Source organism: Streptosporangium roseum DSM 43021, assembly GCF_000024865.1.
GTDB lineage: Bacteria > Actinomycetota > Actinomycetes > Streptosporangiales > Streptosporangiaceae > Streptosporangium > Streptosporangium roseum.
Window position 1 is genome coordinate 3,910,797 of the sequence record NC_013595.1, and the last position, 21,623, is coordinate 3,932,419.

A 21,623-nucleotide genomic window follows, 5' to 3' on the forward strand; every position below is an offset into this window, starting at 1 on the left:
GCCGATCTGACGCGCGGCTGGATCGGCGGTATTTCCGGAGGAGCGGAACGGCGGCATCGCGTTTTCCCCGAACGGGTGGTCTGACGTGTCCGTCTTTCAAGCTTCCAGGCCTTTTATGATTTCGTCAACATATCAAGGCCCGGGGGTTCCGAATGGGATGGCTTCATAATTCGGGGTGCCGGTGTCGTCCGGCAGAACACGGCGCATTCGATATTTCGGTCTGTTTCCCGCCGTTCAAAAGGTTGAGCCGGTTGTTCCGTACCCGAATGTCGATGCGCATGTCCGGCATGGTGTTTCCCTGGTTTCCTCTCCAGCGAAAAGCCGGGGAGTGTTCAACCGGGAAAACGACCGACTTCACCGATTCGGAAACGACGGTGTGAGCGCCGGACACACCGTTCCCGTCGATCACGGAAAGTGAGGGGATAATCTGCGGGCCGGGAAATCTCCCGGGCCGGGTCCGCCGCACGGCGTGATCTCAGGGCTCCGGGTGGACGCGCCTGCCGGTCCCGTCCGGGGGCGGAGGACGCCGGTCAGGCGGATCGACGCGGCGGGGCGGGGTCGGTCAGGTGCCGTCCGAGCCACCCGACGACGTTCCTGACGAAGGTCACCCGGTTGGCGCTCCGCCGGATCTCGTGCCCCTCGTCCTCGAACAGCAGGAAGTCGCAGGGCACCCCGCGGGCCCGCGCCGCCTGGAGCACCTGCTCGGCCTCGTGCACCGGCACGTTGGTGTCCCGGGCGCCGTGCACGACCAGCAGCGGCGCGCTCAGCCGGTCGAAGGAGTGCAGGGGCGACAGGGCCCGCAGCAGGTCACGGTCGGCGGTGGGATGGCCGTACTCGCTGACGGCCGCCGCGGCGATCCACGGCTCGGTCCGCGCGTAGAAGGTCGCGAAGTCGGCCATCCCGCAGACGTCGACCCCGGCCCGGAAGAGGCCGGGGTGGGTGACGAGGGCGGCCAGCGTCAGGTAGCCGCCGTACGACCGTCCCATGCAGGCGATCCGGGCCGGGTCGGCGGCCCCCAGCCGCACCAGCTCCGAGGCGCAGTCGGCGACGTCGTCGATCGCGCGGAAGCGGAGCGCGTGGTTGTCGGCGTCGCGGAAGGCCCGCCCGAACCCGCTCGACCCGCGCACGTTCGGTGCGAACACCCCGATCCCGGCGGCCAGCAGGTCCCGGAACAGCGGGGTGAAGGTGGGCCGTGCCTGACTTTCCGGCCCGCCGTGCAGGTAGACGACGAACGGGGCCGGGGCCTGGACGCCCGGGACCCGGTAGAGCCAGCCGGTCAGCTCCATGCCGTCACGCGCCTGGAAGCGCACCGGCTCCGCCCCGGCCGGCGCGCCGAGCGGACCGGCCCCCGCGACCTGCCGGTAGCCGCCGGTCGCCAGATCGCACAGCAGCACGTGGGAGGGGTGGCCGGGCCCCTCGGCCGCCAGCACGGCCTGGCCGCCGTCCAGGGACATCCTGACCGAGGACACCACCTCGGCCGGGGGAGGGGGGAGCGGGCGCAGCGTGCCGGTACCGGTCTCCAGCACCTCCAGCTCGGAGCGGCCGCGGTCGTTCCAGAGCAGGACGGCGCGGCGGCCGTCGGCGCTCAGCGCGAACCGGTCCAGCTCGGCGTCCGGCCGCTCGGCCAGCACGACCGCCTCGCCGTCCCCGCGCACCGCGACCAGCGCGGCCCGGTCGCGGCCGGCGTCGGACAGCAGGTAGGCGGTCATCCCGTCGGGGGAGAGGGCGCCCTGGTCGGTGGAGCCGGGCAGCCCCGCCAGCAGCGGCCGCTCCCCGCCCGGGCCGCCCACGGCCCCTCCCCGAAGACCCGGGGGAAGGCCACCTGGAAGACCGGAGGGCAGGCTCGGGGGAAGGGCGCCGGGGAGACCGGAGGGCAGGCCCGGGGGAAGATCGGCGAGGTCGCCGGGGAGGCCCGCGGGGAGGTCCGCCACGTACATCCGGCGGACGCCGCGCGGGCCCCGCCGCAGCAGCATCCGCCCCTGGTCGCGGCTCATCGCCACCGGGTGCATCAGCGCCCCCGCCGCCACGACCTCCCGGCCGCCGGTGTGGGCGTCGATCAGCACCGCCTCCGTCCGGCCCGCCGCGGAGACCTCGGCGACCAGGAGGATCGAGCCCCGCCCGGTCCAGCGCACGAACGAGGCCGACCCGCCCGCGGGGGAGGCCAGCGGGCGCAGGTCGCCGCCGTCGGGCCGGACCGTCCAGACCTGCGTGTGCTCCCCGCCGCCCGGCACGACGAGTACGGCCAGCCGCCCGCCGTCGGGAGACCAGCTCACGTCGGCGGCGGGCTCCGGGCCGGTGTCGACCGGCCAGGACTCCGCCTCCCGCCCGAGGGGCCTGATCCAGACGCGCGGCGAGCCGTCCCTGTCGCTGACGAAGGCGACCGCGCTCGCGTCGGGCGCCAGGGCGGGCGTCCAGCAGTTCCAGGCGGCGGGACCCGTCCCCACCGCGGGGTGGGGGCGGGCGCCGAGAATCTCCGTCATCGGACTCCCTGGGCTTGCAGCCACAGCTCCAGCAGCCCGAGCTGCCACAACGCGTTGGCCCCCAGGGTCGTCCGGTGCTCGTCGGGCGCCGCGAGGAGCCTGTCCACGTAAGGCCGGTTGAACAGGCCGCGGGACCGCGCGGCCTGTCCGGTCAGCGCGTCGCGGACGAGCTCCAGGAAGGGCCCGTGGATGTGCCGGATGGCGGGGACCGGGAAGTATCCCTTGGGCCGGTCGATGACCTCGGCGGGCAGCAGCTTGCGGGAGGCGTCCTTCAGCACGCCCTTGCCGCCCGAGGCGAGCTTGAGCTCGGGAGGGCAGGCGGCCGCCAGCTCGACCAGCTCGTGGTCGAGGAACGGCGTCCGGGCCTCCAGCCCGTAGGCCATCGTCATGTTGTCCACGCGCTTGACCGGATCGTCGACGAGCATGACGGAGGTGTCCAGGCGCAGCACCGCGTCGAGCGCGGTGTCGGCGCCGGGCGTCGCGAGGTGGCGCCGGACGAACTCGCCGCTGACGTCCTCGTCCGCCAGATAGTCCGGCGCCAGGACCTCGGCCAGCGCCCCGTGCGGCCGGTCGAAGAACTCCCTGGCGTACGTGGCGGCGGCCTCCTCGCGCGGCAGGCCGGCCAGCGGCGGGTACCAGCTGTAGCCGGCGAACACCTCGTCGGCGCCCTGGCCGGACTGCACGACCTTGACGTGCCGGGAGACCTCCTCCGACAGCAGGTGGAAGGCGACGCAGTCATGGCTCACCATCGGCTCGCTCATCGCCCCCACCGCCCGCTCCAGGGCGGGCAGCAGGCGCGTGTCGTCGACGAGGATGCGGTGGTGGTCGGTGCCGAAATGCCCGGCGACCAGGTCGGAGTAGGCGAACTCGTCCCCCGACTCGCCGCCCGCGGCGTGGAAGCCGATGCTGAAGGTCGACAGCCCCTCCTGTCCCTCCTCGGCCAGCAACGCGACGATCATGCTGGAGTCCAGGCCGCCGGAGAGCAGCACGCCCACCGGCACGTCCGCGACCATGCGCCTGCGTACGGCCACGCGCAGCCGGTCGAGCACGGCCTCGTTCCACTCGCCGGAGGTCAGCCCGGCGTACTCGGGCAGGGCCGACCGGGTGTGGGGCGGCCGCCAGTAGCAGTGGTCGGTGACCGTTCCGCCGGCCTCGACGGTGCGTACGGTCGCCGAGGGGAGCTTCCGCACGCCGGTGAGGATCGTCCGCTCGGCCGGCACCACCGAGTGGAAGGTCATGTAGTGGTGCAGGGCCACCCGGTCGATGTCGGTGCCCACCCCTCCTCCCGCGAGCAGCGCGGGCAGTGACGAGGCGAAACGGAGCCGCGAGGCGTCCTGGGAGACATACATCGGCTTGATGCCCAGCCGGTCCCGGCCGAGCGTCAACCGGCCGGTGTCCCGCTCGAAGACCGCGAAGGCGAACATGCCCGTGAAGTGCTCGACGCACTCCGGCCCCCAGCGGTGGAAGGCCTTCACCAGCACCTCGGTGTCGGAGGTGGAGAAGAAGCGGTACCCCTCGCCCCGAAGTTCCTCGCGCAGCTCCCGGTAGTTGTACAGGCAGCCGTTGAACACCCCCGTCAGTCCGAGGGCGCTGTCCACCATCGGCTGGGCGGCCCGGTCGGACAGATCGATGATCTTCAGGCGCCGGTGGCCCAGGGCGACCGGCCCCAGCGACCACAGGCCCGATCCGTCGGGGCCCCGGTCGTGCATCGCGTCGGTCATCCGGCCCACGGCGCCGACGTCGGCCGCGCGCCCGTCGAACCGGATCTCACCACTCAGTCCGCACATCGGTCATCCCCTCGGAAGCCACGTGTCCTTGGAACCCCCACCCTGGGAGGAATTGACGATCATGCTGTCGGCCGGCGCGACGCGGGTCAGCGCCGCGGGAGGCACCACCGCCGTCTCTCCCAGGCAGACGAAGGCCCGCAGGTCGACGACGCGCGGGCTCAGCCGCCGCCCGTCGAAGGCCGGATGGGTCGACAGCCGGACCGTCTCCTGGGCGACCCACCGGTCGGGCGAGGCGAGGATCCTGTCCCGGGCCTCGCGGAGCTCCTCGGGGGAGGCGTCGGGGCCGACGACCACCCCCTGCCCGCCGAACCCGTCCACCGGCTTGACCACCAGCTCGGCCAGCCGGTCCAGCACCTGCTCCCGGTCGCCGTCGTCCCGGCACAGATAGGTGGTGACGTTGTCGATGAGCGGCCGCTCGCCCAGGTAGTACTCGATGAGGCGGGGCACGTACCGGTACAGGCACTTGTCGTCGGCGACCCCGTTGCCCGGCGCGTTGGCCAGGACGACCGCGGAGCGTTCGGCGGCCTCCAGGATCTCCTGCCCGAGGGGACCGGCGAGCAGGTCGTTCTCGTCGACCCGGCGGTAGAGCACGTCGATCCGGCGACCGGCGGCCTCGACGTGCCCGTTCCTGACGCGCAGGTCGGCCGGACCGGCCAGGATCGCCCCCAGCTCCTCGGCGAGCATCCGGTGCTCGTAGTGGGCGGAGTCGTCCGGCCCCCCGGAGACCACGGCCAGGGTCCGCGGGTCGCCCGTGCCCGCCGCCAGCAGGGTCTCCCGCAGCACCCGCAGGCCCTCCTGCGGGTCGGCGAACTCCGGGCCGGGGACGAGCTCGGGCAGCACCTCGGCCATCAGGCGCCGGTTGGCCACGGCGTACCCGATGCCGGAGGGCACCCGGAGGTTGTCCTCCAGCACCGCCCACCGGCCGACGTCGTCGCGGACCAGGTCCAGCCCGGCCACGGCGCAGCGCACGGTGCCGGCCGGTATCCGCCGCCCGGATCCCCGGTAGCCGGGCGACTCGTCGACCACCCAGGCGGGGAGCACGCCGTCCCCGATGATCTGGCGCCCGCCGTACACGTCGTGCAGGAACGCCTCCAGCGCGCGCACCCGCTGGGGCAACGCCCGCTGGATCTCGGCCCACTCGCCGGGCGGGACCAGCCGCGGGACCAGGTCGAAGGGGAAGATCCGGCTCTCGTCCTCGCCCTCCACCTGGAAGGTCATGCCGTTGCGGCGCTGGTGGCGGTCGCGCCGCTCCTGCCTGTCGCGCAGGCCGTCGGGGCCCAGGCGGTCGAGGGTCCGCAGGACCGGCTGGTAGGGCTCGCGCACCGTGCCCTCGATGATCGCCTCGTCGCCGGGGGCGTCGTAGCCGTCGAGCAGGCTGGTACGCATCCGCGGCGTCAGCCCGCCGAAGGCGGTCTCCCACTCCTCGGAGCGCGTCTCGGCGACGAGGAGGTCGACCACGTCGGCCAGCCGGCCGCCGCGGACGAACGCCCTGCGCTGGCGGGCCGAGGAGCTTCCCCGCCCCAGTGCCTGCTGGGCCAGGGACGTGACGAGCTCCCGGTCGCCGGACTCCTCCAGTTGCGGCCGCAGGCCGTCCACCATCCGCCCGATCACCTCGGCGGCCGGTCTCGGCACGCCCTCGACCGGGTCGACGAGGTCGCCCTCCAGCCCGGAGCGCGCCGCCCGCCACGTCGCGGCGCGTACCATCTCCAGCCGGACCGAGCGGTCGGGCCCGCGCCGGACGGCCTCCAGCTCCCGGGCCACCAGCGCCCGGAACAGCCCGGCTATCAGCACGATGTCGCTCACGCGGGGGCAGGCGTCGCATATCCGCAGCTCGACGGTGGGGACGTGCGCCGAGGGCCGGATGTCGAAGTAGATCATGCCGGGATCGGTGATCACGCCTGACCGCACGAGGTCACCGACCACCTGGTCGTACTCCGCGGCCGACTCGAACGCGGCGACGGGCCCGGCGGTCGGCCAGCGCTGCCAGATGAGCGGGCGGTAGCTGGCGTATCCGGTGTCGGACCCCAGCCAGTACGGCGAGCTGGAGCTCAGGGCGAGCAGCGGAGGCAGCCAGGGAGCCAGGCGGTGGGCGACGGCGACGGCCAGGTCGCGGTTGTCGACCTCGGCGTGCACCTGGGTCCCGCAGATCAGCTGCTCGCGGGTGAGCAGCTGGTAGTCGGCGAGCATCTGCTCGTAGCGCGGGTCCGGGGAGATCTTCAGCGCCTCCAGGTCCACCAGCGGCACGCTCCCGGCCGCCACGATCCCCAGGCCCAGGCCGTCCGCCGCCTGGATCACCGTGCGCCGCAGCGCGGTCAGGTCGTGCCCGAGGTCCTCCAGCCGGATGAAGGGCCTGCTGTTGGCCTCCACCACCGAACGCTGCAGCTCGTGGGTGAACCGGTCCGCCGGTAACTGGTCCAGCAGCACGCCGGCCCGGGGGACGAGGTGCCGGGTGTCGACGTCGACGACGTGGAACTCCTCCTCGACGCCTACCGCGATCGGTCCCGCGAGACCCGCCATTTGACCACCTCAGAAGCCTGTTGTTTCGTCCGGATTTATCCCCCTTTTCCCAAAAAAAGGCCTTCCGCACTTCAGGGGCCGTCCAAAGTGGCCGGAAAGATCACCTGGTGGGGCCGCCGCCGGGGAGGTCCGGGATCGCCTCCCGGCCGGGCGGCTCGGGCCACTCCGCCCCCGGTGGGGCCTCCGCCAGGCCCAGCACCGCGCATGCCAGCCAGTGCTCACCCGGGCCGTGCCCGCCGGCCAGTGTGGGGATCACCGTGCGCGGAGCGAGGACGTTGGTGCCGGGCAGGGCCCGCACAAGCCGTCCGGCCCGCGCCCCGCCGAGGTCCTCGATCACGCACAGCCCGGAGGGGGAGTCGAGGCGGGCGTGGCCCGGCCCCGCGGCGGAGCGGCGCGCGGGCGAGTCGCGGTTCACCGCGAACGCGCCCTCGGCGGACAGGAGGTCGCGTCCCGACCGCAGCCGGTGCACCCGCAGGTGCCACGGTGGGCGGGCGATCAGCCAGGTCTCGATCTCCACGTCCGGCCACGGCGCCCATCGCGTGTGGAGCAGGCCGTCGCGCGCCGTGGCGTCCCGCGTCACCTCGCACGGCCGCCAGTGCACTCCGTCGTCGCTCAGCGCCAGGGTGCTGTCGAACGCGCCCTGCTCAAGCCCCCACGAGCCGCTCGGCACGCTGAATCCGAAGAAGGTCGAGTAGGCGAACTTGGCGTACTTCGCCGCACCGTGGCGGACCCACGTGTGGTGCTGCCGCGCGCTCAGCATGATCACCTGGCGGCCCTCCTCGCACCGCATCAGCGCGACGCCCGCCTCCGGCTGGGTGCTGACCGGCGGGAGCTCCCGCGCGGGGTGCTCCGGGGCCGTCCAGAAGGGGTGCTCGGCGGGCACCGCCAGCGGCAGGAAGGCCTTCAGCGCCCAGTAGGGGGAGCCGGGGGCGTTGTACTGCTCGGCGAGCGCGGGCTGGGCGTAGCCGTACCCGAGCGTGAGCAGGCCTGCGGAGTCGCGGATCGGCCGCTCCATCCACCAGCGCAGATGCCGCATCAGATGGCCTTTCACCGTCCCCCACGGCAGGGCCTCGACGTCGGCGAAGGCGAGGGCGCCCCAGAAGGCCCCCTGGGCGAAGCGGTAGGTGAGGCTCCGGCCGAAGGGCACGGCGGCGCCGTCCGAGGCGAACCAGTGCTGGAAGTCGAGGGCGAAGGCCGCCGCCCGCTCGCGGAGGCGCCGGGCGCGGCCGGGATCGCCCTCCCCGGCGAGGGCGGCGTAGACCAGGCCGTAGTAGTGCATCGCGAAGGGGACGTAGTAGTCGCGCTGGTCGGTGGGGCCGTCGCTGTACCAGCCCCCGCCGAGCGCGAAGGACTCCAGGCGGTCCAGGCGGGCGGTGTTGGGCGCGGGGTCGAAGCGGACGCCGACGCGGTCCAGGCCGAGTCCCACCATGACGGGGAAGAACTGCCAGTTGTTGTCGGCGGGCTCGGCGGTGATCGCGTGCAGCAGCCAGGCGGCGAGGTCGTCCCGCTCCCGGCCGCTCAGCGGATCCCACACGGCCTCCGGCGCGACGGCCAGGGCCAGCCCGATCGCGGCGGTCTCCACCAGCCGCTGGTCGACGTCGGTGACCGCCCCCCAGAACTCCTCGTGCCCCGGGTCGGTGCCGGCCGCGAGCCCGCGGCGCCACAGCTCCCAGTGCTCGAACGTCCCCCCGCCGGCCGCGAGCGGTCCCAGCCCCCACAGCGGCCGGGCGAACGCCTCCAGCTCGGCGGCCGCGTCGGGGTAGTGGGCGGCGTTGTCCCCGAGCCGCAGGCGCGCGCGGCCGGGACTGAAACGGGGGATCAGCGGGTCGGTCAGCTCCCGCAGGAGCCGGACCATGCCTTCGCGGTCGTGCGGCCCGGCCGGTCCCGTCCCCGGGGCGGGGAGGGGGTCCTCCGCGCCCCGGCCGGTGATCGGCCTCCCTGCGGGGTGGATCTGTGGTGTCTCCGCTGACGCGGCTGATCGTTTCAATACCGCCGAACCTCGTGTTCCGTGGTGGTGGCCGAGCCCGCCGTCTCGCGGACCGCCTGCCCGGCGATGCCGTCCGTGCGGAGGATGGACGGCGCGGGCCGGGGTGGAGCCGCCCATGGTGAGCTTGATCCGTCGGCCACATTCCTGTCAATGCTTAGTTTTACATTTTGATAAAGCAGCCGGAGCCGATGGCGCTCCGTCCTCGGCGACGGGTAGGGCATCCCGGTCCGGCCTGCGCTGATGCCCGTGATCCGGCGCGCTCCGCGGGCCGGATGCGCCCAGCCCGGCGCCCGGACTGTTCGGCGCTGTTTCAACCCTTATTTCTGTGTCAGAACAAACATATGATCCCGGGTATGACTCTCTCTTGGTGCCGCCGGGCTCTCCGCGGACGGGAGGTTCCGCGCCTCCGGGCCGGGGCGCGGTCCACCCCGCCCGGCCTCCCCGCCCGGACCCGGCGACGAGGCGCGCCCCGGCACCCCCTGATCGGGGGGACGGGCCGATGACGGTCGTGGAGCTCGCCATGTTCCCGGAGCTGCCCGGCAGGCTGTTCACGCCCGCCGACGCCGGCAGGCTCCGCGCGGTGGCCGCGGTCGAGATGGCCGCGCCGCTGACCGGCTTCCGCTCGCCCGAGGCGCGGGAGCGCCTGGGGCGGGCACGGATCCTGCTGACCGGGTGGGGCAGCCCGCTGCTCGACGAGCGGGCGCTGGACGACGCCCCCCGGCTCCGGGCCGTCGTGCACGCCGCCGGAAGCGTGAAGGGCCATGTCAGCCCCGAGGTGTTCGCCCGTGGCATCCCGGTGAGCTCGGCCGCGGCGGCCAACGCCGTCCCCGTGGCCGAGTACACCGTGGCGATGATCCTGCTGGCCGGAAAGGGCGCCCCCGCCCTCGCCCGCGAGTACCGCGCCAGACGCGAGGACCTCGGCCTCGTCCGGCGCTCCCTCGACATCGGCAACCACGGCAGGACCGTCGGCCTGGTCGGCGCATCCAGGACGGGCAGGCGCGTTCTCGAACTGCTCCGCCCCTTCGACCTCCGGGTGCTGCTGGCCGACCCGTTCGTCGACCCGCCGACGGCGAGGTCGCTCGGTGCCCGGCTGGTGGACCTCGACGAGATCTTCACCGCGAGCGACATCGTCTCCCTGCACGCGCCCGCGACCGCGCACACGCGCGGCATGGTGAGCCGGCGACGGCTGGCGGCGATGCGGGACGGCGCGACCCTGATCAACACCGCCCGCGGATCCCTGGTCGACCAGGACGCGCTGGTGGCCGAGCTGGTCGGCGGGCGGCTGTCGGCCGTGCTCGACGTGACGGAGCCCGAGGTCACGGCGGCCGAGTCGCCGCTCTGGGAGCTGCCCAACGTCGTCCTCACCCCCCACATCGCCGGGGCGCTCGGCAACGAGATGACCCGGCTGGGGTCCTCGGCGGTGGAGGAGGTGCTGCGGGTCGTCGCCGGTGAGCCGCTGCTTCACCGGGTGGACCCGGCGACGCTGTTCATGACGGCCTGATCCGGGTGGCGGCGCCGTGCCCGGCAGGCCGGGCCGTGACGCGCGTGCCGCCCGGCACGCCGGGGTGCCGGGCGACACGCGTCACGCCCCCGGGCGGACGCGCCCCGGGGCCTACCCGAGCAGGCGGATCCTCCTGCCGATCCGGGCCAGGTCGGCGGGTAAGCCCGCCCGCTCCTCCTGGTCGCCGACACTGATCCGGGCCGGCACGGCGGAGTCGAGGAAGCTGTTGAGCCCCTTGACGACGAAGTCGTCCAGCACGCCCCCGGCCAGCCTCACCACGGCCCCGCCGCCCCGCGCGCAAGAGGTCTCGAAGGCGCCGTACGCGGTCTCCACCCTGACGGGCCCCTCGTTCTCGCTGTCCACGAGGACCGTCAGGTACTGGACGTCGCGTCCGGGATGCGCCCGGAGGAACGCGTCCGCCCTGCCGCGCGTCACCCGGACCGCCCCCGCCTCCGCCTGCGGGGCGTCCGGCGTGGACGCGGTACGGCCGAGCGCCTCGGCGAGCACGCCGTACGGGCGCAGGTCCTCGTCGAGGCCGGGCGCCGGGCCGTCCAGCAGGATCCGGCCGCCGCCCGCCAGGTAGCCGGCCAGCAGGTCCTGGACGTGGCGATGCATGAACGGGCCGCCGGGAACCGTCAGCCTCCCGTGCGCGGCCAGCCGGTCGGGCGTGGCGCTCTCCAGCTCGACCACGGCGTAGTCGCGGCCCGCCTGCCGCATGCGGTCGTGGAAGGCGCGCAGCGCCGTACCGCACCGGGGTGCCCCGAACCGCTCCGCGCCCGGCCAGGCGGCGATCCCGGCGTAGGGCAGGTACAGCCCGAAGGCCTCTTCCGTGACCGGCGCGCACTCCAGGAACTCCACCCCGTGCAGGGCGAAGAAGTCCGCCAGCACGCGGACGACGGGCGCCTTCGCGGTGGCGGAGCCGTCGGCGGCGATCGGGGCGCTGTCGGGATACGGCGCGGTGTGGGTGGAGTCCAGGTCGGGTGACCAGCCGGAGGTGGCGGCTCCGGTGTAGACGTTGAACCCGGTGGATCCGGCGGCCAAGGCCAGCAGGCTCTGGTGGAAGCTGGTGGCGGCGTCGGAGTAGGCGGGGTCGTACAGCTGGGAGAAGCCCCAGTTCTCCTCTAGGTTCGGGCCGGGTGCCCGCTTGGCGGCGATCACGTAACGCGCCTGGGCGTCGGGGTCGGCCGAGACCACGCCCATCCAGTTGGTGAACCCGTAGGTGATGTCCCCCCACGTCTCGGGGCGCACCCGGGCCAGCCAGCCGTCCAGCTCCTCGACCGTCGGCGGGTTCAGGTTGACCACCACGGGGACCCGGCAGTCCACCGCGGCGGCCCAGCGCCGGTAGACCTCGGTGAGGTATTCGGCGTGGAAGCGGCCCCAGTCGGCGTGGCCCCGCATCTCCTCCGGCCGCTCGGCCCCGGTCCAGGAGCGGGGCGGCTCGATCTCGTCCCAGCGCCGGTGCGCCGTCGCGTGGGTGCGGTTGTACTCCTCGATCGAGCCGTACCATCCCTGGAGCCGGTCGCGGAAGAACGCCAGCCCCGACGGGCTGTAGTCGTAGGCCGACAGCGACCGCGCGCCGTTGGTGTAGATGCCCTCGTTGGCGATCTGCATCATGATGACCGGGCCTTCGGGGTGGGTCGCGGCGTCCAGCACCTCCTTGCCGACCGCCGCCAGCCACCTGCCGGCCCTGGCCAGGAACGCCGCCCCCAGCGGGGCGGGGAGCGGCCTGCCCGGCGGGCGCGCGGCCGAGTCCGCCCAGCACGAGGCGGCGCCCGCCGCGTCGAGCAGCGGCTCGATCTCCGCGTCGGCCGAGGGGCAGACCCAGTCGGGCAGGCCGCCGTAGGTGGTCTCGGCATGGATGAACGGGCCGGGCTTGGCGATGACCTTCAGCCCGAGATCGTGACAGAGGTTGAGGAAACCGACGACGTCCCTGCCGGGGTGGCCGTCACCGGTGAAGTCGGGCGCCGTCGCGGCGTCGGGCTGGTGGTGCCGCCACGGGATGTAGCTGCTGATCACCTCGATGCCCAGCTCGTCGCGGATCGCCCGTAGCCGGTCGGCCCAGACGCCGGGGTCGTCCCGGTAGTAGGGGTAGTCGGCGGTGACGAGCACCCGGGGTTCTCCATCGACGATGGTGACACCGTTGCGGACCTCGATGGTCACGCTCACACTTCCGTTCGTGAGGTACGGCTCGCGCCGTAGCGGATCAGCTCTTGAGGCCGGTGAAGGCGATGCCCTGCATGATGCGGCGCTGGAAGATCAGCAGGACGACTATCACGGGGACGACCGCCAGCGCGGCGCCCGCCATGATGTAGTAGGCACGCCCGGATTCGCTGCTGGCCAGCTGCTGCAGGGCGAGGGGCAGGGTGTAGAGCTCGGGGTCGTTGAGCACCACCAGCGGCCAGACCAGGTCGTTCCAGTGGAAGATGAAGCTGGTGATCGTGACGACCGCGAGCACGGGCTTGGACAGCGGCAGGATGATCCGCCAGAAGATCTGCATCCGCCCGGCGCCGTCGATCCGCGCGGCCTCCTCCAGCTCGCCCGGCAGTGACAGGAAGAACTGCCGGAGCAGGAAGATGTCCAGGACCGAGGCCACGTTGGGCACGATCAGGCCCCACCCGGAGTCGAACATGCCGAGCTGCTGGGTGACGTGGATGCGCGGCACCAGCAGGGTGATGGTGGGCACCATCATGCCGGCGAGCAGCAGGACGAACAGCTTGTCCCTGCCGGGGAAGGGGATCCGGGCGAAGGCGTAGGCGGCCAGCGCGTCGATCAGGAGCTTGGCCGGCACCAGGATCAGGCAGACCCAGACGCTGTTGACGAACGCCTGGCCCAGCCCGCCGACCTCCAGGACGTGCTCGTAGTTCTCCAGCGTCGGGGAGAACTCGCCGGTCTTGCGGTCGAGCGGCAGCAGGCTGGGCACCTTGGTGTAGACGTCCGAGCCGTGCTTGAAGGAGGTGGCCAGCATCCAGACGAACGGGATGACCGAGACCGCCGCCAGCAGGACCAGGGCGACGTAGATGGAGACGCGCCCCGCTTTCCCCGAGGTCCTCACGACGCCTCCTGCTTGACGAACTTGAACTGCAGCGCGGTGATGATCATGATGAAGAGGAACAGGATGAACGACATCGCGCAGGCCGCGCCCATCGCGTCGTAGCGGAAGGCGAACAGGTACAGGTGCAGCACGTAGGTCAGGCCCGACTGCTCGGGGCCGCCGGTGACGCTCTTGCCGCCGCCGCCGGAGAAGATCACGTAGACCAGCCCGAAGACCTGAAGGGCCGCGATCACGCCGGTCACCAGCAGGTAGAAGGTGGTGGGCCGCAGCATCGGGAACACGACTTTCCGGAACCGCTGGACCGGCCCGGCGCCGTCGATGGTCGCCGCCTCGCGGATCGAGTCGGGGATGCCCTTCAGGCCCGCCAGATAGATGATCATGGAGATGCCGCACTGCCAGGCGGCGATGAACGCCAGTGCCGGGATGACCAGATCGGGGGTGTTGAGCCAGTTCTGCCCGGGGACTCCGAACAGCCCCAGGAAGCCGTTGACCAGCCCGTACCGCGGGTCGTAGAGCCAGCGCCAGATGGCGCCGACGGCCGCCTCGGCGGTGACCACGGGCAGGAACAGCAGCAGCCGGAACAGGTTGGAGCCCCGGCGGATCGCGTTGATCAGCAGGGCCTGGGCCAGCGCGCTTCCCAGCGTCAGCGGCACCGCGATCAGCGTGTACTGGAGGGTGACCTGCACCGACTTCCAGAAGTGCGGATACTTGACGTCGTCGAACAGCAGGTCGGCGTAGTTGGCCGGCCCCACCCAGTTCGCCGCGGACCGCAGGTTCCAGTCGGTGAGGCTGTAGTAGAACGCCGACAGCGCCGGGTAGAGCAGGAAGACGACGAAGTACGCCATCGCGGGAGTGATCAGAAGCCACCCGATGACGTGGTCGCGCCTCCCGAGGCCCAGGCGGCGGCGGCGCCGCCCGGGCTCGGGTGTCGCGGTGGGCCTCGCGGCCGGCACCGGAGATGCCACGTTCGCCTCGCCTTCGATCAGCCGGTCCAGCCGAGCAGGGCGCGGGTCTTGGCCGCCGCGTCGCTCAGTGCCTGCTGGGAGGTGACCTTGCCGCTCAGCGCCGACTCGATGGCGGGGGCGATGATCTCGTCGTTGACCTGGATCCACTGCGGCAGGGCCGGACGGGCCTGGGCGACCTTCAGCTGCTCCAGGAAGGCGGCCTGCTCGGGACCGAAGGTGGCGGCGTCCTTCTCGGCGGCCGCGATGTTGGTCGGGAACCCGCCGAGCGCCTGGGCGAGCTGGGTGTTGTTCTCGGCGCTGGTCAGGTGCTTGAGCCACTTCCAGGCCAGATCGGCGTTCCTGCCCTTGGTGAAGACCACCGCGTTCTCGCCGCCGATGTTGCCTGCGGGCTCGGTCTTGTACGGCAGCGGCGCGGTGCCGAACTCCAGGTCGGGGAACTGGTCCTTGATGTTGGCGACGTCCCACGGGCCGGAGATCATCATGCCGGCCAGGCCGTTCTCGAATGCCTTGTCCGAGTCGGTGATCTTCCTGGGCGAGGAGGAGAGCAGGTCCACCCAGAGCTGCAGCGCGTCGACCCCGGGCTGCTGGTCGAAGAGGATCTTCTTGGCCTTCTCGTCCACGAGGGAGCCGCCTGCGCCCGCGAGGACGCCCGGCCAGATCCAGCCGCCGTAGCCGTCTCCCTTGGGCACCACCATGCCGGCGGTCTGCGGGTCGTCCTGGTGGATCTTCGCGGTGATCTGCTTGAGCTCGTCCCAGGTCTTGGGCGGCGTGGGGACGAGCTTCCTGTTGTAGAAGAGGGCGACGGCGGTGTGGTCCACCGGCAGGCCGTAGAGCTTGCCGTTCACCCGGTTGGTGTTCAGTGCCCCGGCGTAGTAGGCCTTCTCGTCGACCGTGCCCGCGGGCATCTCCTTGATCGTGCCGTCCAGCGCGTACCGGGACACCAGCGGCTGGTCGAGAATGCCGACGTCCGGGACGGTCCCGCCGGCGACCGCGCTGCCCAGCTTGGTGTTGTAGTCGTCCTTGGGGATCTTGACGATCTTCACCGTGACGTTGTTGGCCTTCTCGAAGTCGGTGCGGAGCTTCTCGACGACCTCTCCGGCCTGCGGCGTGCGGTCCTGGAACATCCAGTAGGTCAGCGTCGTGGTCTCCGCGGCCTCTCCGGAGCCGTCGCCGCCGCAGGCCGCAAGCCCGATGAGCAGCGCCATGCCGGCCGCCGTCCCTGTGACTCTCCTGATCATTTCCTGACTCCTCATAGGGGGTTGAACGGACGATAATGTAAGACGCGAAAAAAGTTCAGCCCTCTGAGGAAACGCTTTGATAACGCGGCCGCGCTGTGTCGCGATCTCCGCTCTCACCGGGGATGTCCCGTTCTCGGACGCGCCGGATGAACGCCTTCAAGGTTTGAACTAACATGTGGCCTGGAAACTGGGAGGGCGGGTTCATGGTGCGACCTGAGCGCAGGACGGTCCGGGATGTCCGCAAGGGCAACCAGTCCATGCTGCTGCGGACGCTGTACTTCCACGGGCCCGCCAGCCGCAACGAGCTCACCAGGCTCACCGGCCTCAGTGCCGCGACGGTCAGCAGCATGACCGGTGACCTGCTCGCCGAGAACGTCGTCGTCGAGGCGGGCCACGTGGAGTCCGACGGCGGGCGTCCCCGCGTGATCCTGCGGGTCAACCCCGTCTACGGCTACGCGATCGGCGTCGACGTGGCCGACACGCACGTGCGCGTCGAGCTGTTCGACCTGGAGATGAACGAGAAGGCCAAGGTCGAGTACGCCCTCCGTCCCGCCAGGCATGACATCGAGCTGGTGGTGCGCCACATCCTCGCGGGCATCGACGTGGTGCTCGCCGACGGCGGGGTCTCCGCCGGGCAGGTGCTCGGCGTGGGGGTCGGCGTCCCCGGCATCGTGGAGCGCGGCGGCGACGTGCTCGTCCACGCCAAGACCTTCGGCTGGGACGGCGTCCCCCTCGGCGCCATGATGCGGGCCGGCACCACCTTCCCGGTGTTCATCGACAACGGGGCCAAGACGATGGGCCAGGCGGAGCTCTGGTTCGGCGCGGGGCGCGGGGCCGGTGACGCGGTGATCGTGCTCATCGGCTCGGGGGTCGGGGCCACCGTCGTCACCGACGGGACGACCTTCCGCGGGGTGAGCAGCAGCGCGGGCGAGCTGGGGCACACCAAGATCGTTGTGAATGGCCGGATCTGCCGGTGCGGGGGGCGGGGCTGCCTGGAGGCCTACGTCGGGGCCGAGGCCATCCTCGACCGTGCCGGGATTCCCACCCGGACGGCCGACTGGCAGGCCGAGCTGGCCGGCCTGCTCGAAACCGGATCGCCGGTGCTCGCGGAGACCGCCACCTACCTGGGCGTCGGCCTGTCCAACCTGATCAACCTGATCAATCCCGAGCGGATCGTCATCGGCGGCTGGGCCGGTCTCCTGCTCGGCCGGCACCTGCTCGCCGAGATCCGCGCGGCCTCGGCGGACAACTCCCTGGCCCAGCCGTACGCGGCCACTTCCATCGTGCTGGGCCGCCTCGGTCCCGACGCCGTGGCACTGGGGGCGGCCACCCTGGTTCTGGAGAAGTTCCTGAGCGCCCATCCCGCCGCGCAGGCCTCCGCCGTCCAGTGACCCCGGATGACATCGGCGACGGGCCGGGCAAGGAGCTTGGGGGTTGGTTGCCGCCGGCCGCGCTGCCGCGGGGCGCCGATTGCCGTCGGCCGTGCTGTCGTGGGGTGCCGATTGCTGTCGGCCGTGGTGTCGCGGGGCGCTGATTGCCTTTGGCCGTGGTGTCGCGAGGGGCCGGTTCGGCGGCTGGTCTCTGGAGGGGGGAGCCGCGGTCGTCTTCACGCGGTCCGGGGTGCCGGTCGTGTCCTTGCCGGCGGCCGCTCGGGTGACGAGGTATCCGTCGGTCGTTCCGAGCTTTTCTTGCCTTCGTCCGGCGGGAGGTGATTATCCGTAATCTTTCGGCCGGTGGTACGGGCGGTTCCGCCGGGGGTTTCCGCTCTTTTTGTCGGCCGGATTTATTTTGTTATCTCATTTGTTCCGGAGCTGGTTTTCCGGGGTTTTTCAGAGCGTGGTCGTGGCCGCGGAGTCCCAGGTGGTGCCGTCGGTGGAGTCCCACGTGGTGCCGTCGGTGCCGGCCGAGTCCCAGGTGGTGCCGTCCGTGGAGTCCCAGGTGGTGCCGTCGGTGCCGGCGGCGTCCCAGGTGGTGCCCGCAGCGAGCACCGAGGCCGAGTCCCAGGTGGTGCCGTCGGTGGAGTCCCAGGTGGTGCCCGCCATGACCGCGGTGGCCGAGTCCCACGTGGTGCCCGCCGCTGCCGTGACGGCCTGGCCGCCGATGAGGGCGGTGAATCCGATGACGGTCGAAACAATCGCGGCCGAGAACTTGGCGGTGACGTTGAAGCTGATCTGGGAGGCGGTGGAGTTCTTCATTTCTTTTCTCTTTTCTTGAGTGGTTGTTCTCTTCCGGTACAACCAACTCTGCGCCTTTCGCGGCCCGTGGAACAGGCGGATCGGAGTCAGCAAGTTCCCCCCCGGTGGCAGCTTCCTGCCACCGGGCGCGGACCGGGTCGCGCCGCTCAGGCGCCGTCGTACTCGGCGGCGGCCTCACGCTCGTACGTCCGGAGGGTCTCGACGAACATCTCCCGCTGCTCGTGCGTCAGCGGTTCGAGGGCCTTCCGCCATGCCCGGGCCCCTCTGGCGAGCCAGGCGTCGACCGAGGCCCGGTTGGCCTCGGCGATGCTCACGATGGTGCGGCGGCGGTCGGCGTCGTCCTCGTGCCGGTCCACGACGCCCTTACGGCTCAGCTCGCCGACCATCAGGCTCACCGTCGTCGGGGCGACCTCAAGCCGGCCGGCCAGTTCGTTGACGCTCAGCGGGCCGTCGAAGAGCAGGTAGGCCAGCAGCGACAGGTGCCGCGGCGCCAGGTCGAGCGACTGGAGCGGCTCGGGGATGGGGATGCGCTTGGCACGCCCGACCAGGCGTGGCATGAGCATCAGGAGCGTCCGGATCCCCTCGTCGACGGTCAGGCCCTCACCGGTTGACATGTCATGATCTCCAAAATGGCTTCCCTGGCAGGGCGGGACATCCTGTCTCCGCGGAGGTCATGGTCCCATGTCGGGCCGGGACGAGAGGGTCGCCGAGAGGCCGGGCCGCCGGCCCGGCCCGCCCGGTCTTCCCCCCTCAGAGCGACCGGGCGAGCCGCAACATCTTTCCCCCCGCTTCACAGTGACCGGGCGAGCCGCAACATCTTTCCCCCCGCCTCACAGTGACCGGGCGAGCCGGAACCCGAGGTCGTCGACGCGGAAGGTCGGGTGGCTCTTGCGGCGGCACGACGCCCGGCATCCTCGGGGCTGATCGTGCGCGCCACCGCCACGGAACACGCGGTACGGGCCGTAGACCTTGGGGTCGTAGACATCCCAGCACCACTCCCACACGTTGCCGATCATGTCGTGGAGGCCCCACGCGTTCGGCGCCCTGGTCGCGACGTCGTGCACCTCACCGCCGGAGTTCTCGCGGTACCAGGCGATCTCGTCCAGCTCTCCGTAGCGGACGCCGGAGGTCCCGGCCCTGCACGCGTACTCCCACTCCGCCTCGGACGGGAGGCGATAGCCGTCGGCCTCCCAGTCGCAGACCACGTCCTGCCCGTCGGGGTCCTCGCCCATCGAGTAGCAGGGTTCGAACCCCGTCGCCTGCGAGAGCAGGTTGCAGAACAGGACGGCCTCCTTCCAGGAGACCTCGGTCACCGGCGTCCGCGGCCCCGCCGGGCTCGCGGGCGCCTCGCCCCGGACGGCGCGGTACAGCTCGCGGGTCACGGGGTACGGCGCCAGCCGGAAGGCCCCGACCTCGGCCTTCCAGTTCGTCGCCGTGCCCTCGTCCCGCAAGATGATCTTCCCGGCGGGGATCTCGACCATGCGTTCGGGGGTCGCCCGACGCGGCGTCGATTCAGGGCTCATCGCAGGTCCTTCCCTGCACGACCCGCGGCCCGGCCGGGCCGTACATCGGCGCCGGCACTCCGGCCCGCTCCCGCATCACGTCAGGCACCGCCGGCCTCCCCGGCGAGCAGATCGCTGCCGCCGTCGAGTATGGCCTCGAGGAGGCGCAGCACGTCGGCGGTGGCGGCGGCGCCGCCCAGTATCACGATCTTCATGCGGGCACGGTCCTCGTCGTGGACGGTCTGGATGCGCAGCGGTCGCGCGGGGTCGCGGGAGGTGTTCGCCCCGGCCAGGACGAGCGTGCTCAGCCGGTCGGCCGAGGCCCGGTCGATGCCGTCGATCTGCACGATGCTCGACACCTCCATCGGTGCGACGCCGGCGGATCGGGCCGGTGCCGGCTGCGGCCGGCCGGTCAGCGCCTCCAGGTCGTCGCGGGCGATCCGGTACTGCTTGCCGATCCGTACCGCCTTGAGCCGTCCGGCGCGGATGTAGCCGCGCACGGTGCGCACGTGCAGGCCGAGCCGGTCGGCCACCTGCTCGACCGAGTACATTTCTTCCCTCATCAGTCCCTAACTTAGCCACAAAAGGGAGTGATAGGGAAGTTTGCCGCACTTTCCGGAGGTCTCGTCCGGCACGCCCGCCCTTGGCCGAGGTGAAGGGAACCGGCAGCGGCCGCCGGGCCGCCGTCACTTCTCGTGGCGGCTTCAGTCCCGGACGATCTCGGCCTTGTAGGCGTGGGAGATCTGGGCGGCCACGGCCATGAGCGGGTCGACCAGGCGTTGCAGCTCCCGGGCGCGGTGGGAGGAGACGACGATCCCCAGCGCCGCGACGGCGCGGCCGTCCACGACGACGGGCGCGGCCGCCGAGCAGGAGCCGAGCGTCATCTCCTCGTGGGTGGTCGCGTACCCCCGGGCGTGGACCTGCCTGAGCTCGCGGGCCAGCCTGCCGGGTTCGGTGATGGTGTGCGGGGTGGGCCTCTCCAGGGTGCGCGACAGGTAGGAGGTGATGAACCAGTCGGCCTCGGAGGCGAGGAGCGCCTTGCCGACGCCGGTGGGATGCATGGGCAGGCGGCTGCCGGCCCGGGAGAGGATGGGCACGGCCCGCCGGCCGTACACCTTGTCGACGTAGAGGACCTCAAGGCCGTCGCGGATGGCCAGGTGGACGTTCTCGCCGGTGCTGGCGAACAGCTCCTGCAGCCAGGGGTGGGCCACCTCCTGCAGCCGGTTGGCGGCGAGCTGGCCGAGCTCCCACAGCCGCAGTCCGACGTGGAAGCGGCCGTCCGGGGTGCGGCTGAGCGCCTGCCAGTCCTCGAGCTCGGCGACCAGCCGGTGGACGGTGCTCAGGGCCAGCCCGCTGCGCCGGGCGATGTCGGTCAGGGTGAGGCGCGGGTGGCCGGTGTCGAAGGCGCCGAGGATGGCCAGGACGCGGGAGGTCACCGACCGTCCCGGATCGCGCGAGCCGCCGGCCATCCGCCCACCCCTTCCACCCAGTGGAAGCGAAGGCTACACCTGCGCCGTGTGCGCCAGGGATGCTCACCCCATGCGGACTCACGCCCGGACCACCGGGACCGGGCCCGCGGACCGCGACAGGGGAGGATCAGAGTGGGATCGAGGAGGAACGGATGAGCCTGCACCACCGGTTCGACGGGCCGCGGGACGCGCCCGTCGTGGTCCTCGGCCCCTCGCTGGGGACGACCCTCGACCTGTGGGCTCCGCAGCTGCCCGCTCTCACCGGCTCCTGGCGGGTGCTCCGCTACGACCTGCCCGGTCACGGTGGCTCCCCGGCGAGGTCGGGCATCACCATGGAAGACCTGGCGGCGGAGGTGCTGGCGCTGCTGGACCGTCACGGCCTCGGCGCGGTGGCGTACGCGGGTGTCTCGCTCGGCGGGGCCGTCGGGACGACGCTGGCCGTCAACGCGCCGGACCGGATCGGCAGCCTGGTGCTGTGCTGCACCTCCGCCCGTTTCGGCCCTCCCGGCGGCTGGCGCGAGCGGGCCGCCCTGGTCCGCCGCGAGGGCATGGGGCCGGTGGCCGGGACGGCGGCGGGCCGCTGGTTCACCCCCGGGTTCCCGGGGGCGGAGCCGTACCTGGCCATGCTGCGCGGCACCGACCCCGAAGGGTACGCCGCGTGCTGCGAGGCCCTCGCGGGCTTCGACCTCCGCGGCCGGCTGGGCGAGGTGCGGGCTCCGGCGCTGGTCATCGCCGGGGCCGACGATCCCGCGACGCCGCCCGAGCACGCCGAGGTGCTGGCCCGGGGCATCCCTGGCGCCGGGCTCGTCGTGGTGCCGGGGGCGGCGCACCTGGCCGGCGTCGAGCGGCCGGGCGCCGTCACCGACGCCCTCACCGGCCATCTCCGGTCGACCTGGGGGACCGGCTGAGCCGTCACCGGTCACGTGAGCG

Annotated in this window: 16 protein-coding genes; 3 read left to right on the forward strand and 13 right to left on the reverse strand. The window is 72.2% G+C overall.

Going from position 1 to position 21,623, the window contains the following annotated elements; translation table 11 throughout:
* Positions 1 to 530: 530 nt before the first annotated feature.
* From SROS_RS17140 to SROS_RS17155, 4 genes are all read right to left on the reverse strand, one after another.
* Positions 531 to 2,480, reverse strand: a complete 1,950-nt coding sequence (locus tag SROS_RS17140) for a S9 family peptidase (RefSeq protein ID WP_012890209.1) — start codon at positions 2,478 to 2,480, stop codon at positions 531 to 533.
* Positions 2,477 to 4,267 (reverse strand): N-acetylglutaminylglutamine amidotransferase, encoded by a 1,791-nt coding sequence (locus SROS_RS17145; protein ID WP_012890210.1) that lies wholly within the window; start codon positions 4,265 to 4,267, stop codon positions 2,477 to 2,479. Before SROS_RS17145 ends, SROS_RS17140 begins: the two co-directional genes overlap by 4 nt.
* A 3-nt stretch (positions 4,268 to 4,270) precedes the next feature.
* Complete coding sequence (locus SROS_RS17150) at positions 4,271 to 6,784, reverse strand: carboxylate--amine ligase/circularly permuted type 2 ATP-grasp protein (RefSeq protein WP_012890211.1); 2,514 nt, start codon at positions 6,782 to 6,784, stop codon at positions 4,271 to 4,273.
* 100 nt (positions 6,785 to 6,884) lie between these two features.
* Positions 6,885 to 8,771 (reverse strand): DUF2264 domain-containing protein, encoded by a 1,887-nt coding sequence (locus SROS_RS17155; protein ID WP_218919859.1) that lies wholly within the window; start codon positions 8,769 to 8,771, stop codon positions 6,885 to 6,887.
* A gap of 499 nt (positions 8,772 to 9,270) precedes the next feature.
* On the opposite strand from SROS_RS17155, the gene SROS_RS17160 reads away from it, so the two are divergent.
* Positions 9,271 to 10,272 (forward strand): hydroxyacid dehydrogenase, encoded by a 1,002-nt coding sequence (locus SROS_RS17160; protein WP_012890213.1) that lies wholly within the window; start codon positions 9,271 to 9,273, stop codon positions 10,270 to 10,272.
* Between the two features lie 111 nt (positions 10,273 to 10,383).
* On the opposite strand, the gene SROS_RS17165 is transcribed toward SROS_RS17160, so the two are convergent.
* Genes SROS_RS17165 through SROS_RS17180 form a run of 4 tightly spaced genes read right to left on the reverse strand, consistent with a single transcriptional unit; the run spans position 10,384 to position 15,527 of the window.
* Complete coding sequence (locus SROS_RS17165) at positions 10,384 to 12,438, reverse strand: beta-galactosidase (protein WP_081453138.1); 2,055 nt, start codon at positions 12,436 to 12,438, stop codon at positions 10,384 to 10,386.
* Between the two features lie 37 nt (positions 12,439 to 12,475).
* Positions 12,476 to 13,324, reverse strand: coding sequence for a carbohydrate ABC transporter permease (locus SROS_RS17170; RefSeq protein ID WP_012890215.1), 849 nt, complete (start codon positions 13,322 to 13,324; stop codon positions 12,476 to 12,478).
* Complete coding sequence (locus SROS_RS17175; RefSeq protein WP_012890216.1) at positions 13,321 to 14,289, reverse strand: carbohydrate ABC transporter permease; 969 nt, start codon at positions 14,287 to 14,289, stop codon at positions 13,321 to 13,323. The genes SROS_RS17170 and SROS_RS17175 overlap by 4 nt, the downstream gene beginning before the upstream one ends.
* 17 nt (positions 14,290 to 14,306) lie before the next feature.
* Complete coding sequence (locus SROS_RS17180) at positions 14,307 to 15,527, reverse strand: ABC transporter substrate-binding protein (RefSeq protein ID WP_012890217.1); 1,221 nt, start codon at positions 15,525 to 15,527, stop codon at positions 14,307 to 14,309.
* Positions 15,528 to 15,730: 203 nt separating this feature from the next.
* On the opposite strand from SROS_RS17180, the gene SROS_RS17185 reads away from it, so the two are divergent.
* Entirely contained in the window at positions 15,731 to 16,918 is a 1,188-nt protein-coding gene (locus tag SROS_RS17185; protein ID WP_012890218.1) for an ROK family protein, read from the forward strand.
* A gap of 438 nt (positions 16,919 to 17,356) precedes the next feature.
* On the opposite strand, the gene SROS_RS17190 is transcribed toward SROS_RS17185, so the two are convergent.
* From SROS_RS17190 to SROS_RS17210, 5 genes are all read right to left on the reverse strand, one after another.
* Entirely contained in the window at positions 17,357 to 17,722 is a 366-nt protein-coding gene (locus SROS_RS17190) for a hypothetical protein (RefSeq protein WP_012890219.1), read from the reverse strand.
* Between the two features lie 146 nt (positions 17,723 to 17,868).
* The gene (locus tag SROS_RS17195; RefSeq protein ID WP_012890220.1) at positions 17,869 to 18,336 is read right to left on the reverse strand and encodes a MarR family winged helix-turn-helix transcriptional regulator; all 468 of its coding nucleotides are present in this window, start codon (positions 18,334 to 18,336) and stop codon (positions 17,869 to 17,871) included.
* A 216-nt stretch (positions 18,337 to 18,552) separates the two neighbouring features.
* Complete coding sequence (locus SROS_RS17200) at positions 18,553 to 19,245, reverse strand: formylglycine-generating enzyme family protein (protein ID WP_012890221.1); 693 nt, start codon at positions 19,243 to 19,245, stop codon at positions 18,553 to 18,555.
* 80 nt (positions 19,246 to 19,325) lie between these two features.
* The gene (locus SROS_RS17205) at positions 19,326 to 19,787 is read right to left on the reverse strand and encodes a helix-turn-helix domain-containing protein (protein ID WP_218919860.1); all 462 of its coding nucleotides are present in this window, start codon (positions 19,785 to 19,787) and stop codon (positions 19,326 to 19,328) included.
* 141 nt (positions 19,788 to 19,928) lie between these two features.
* Entirely contained in the window at positions 19,929 to 20,660 is a 732-nt protein-coding gene (locus SROS_RS17210; protein ID WP_148269106.1) for an IclR family transcriptional regulator, read from the reverse strand.
* A 185-nt stretch (positions 20,661 to 20,845) separates the two neighbouring features.
* On the opposite strand from SROS_RS17210, the gene pcaD reads away from it, so the two are divergent.
* The gene (gene pcaD, locus SROS_RS17215; RefSeq protein WP_012890225.1) at positions 20,846 to 21,601 is read left to right on the forward strand and encodes a 3-oxoadipate enol-lactonase; all 756 of its coding nucleotides are present in this window, start codon (positions 20,846 to 20,848) and stop codon (positions 21,599 to 21,601) included.
* Positions 21,602 to 21,623 lie beyond the last annotated feature (22 nt).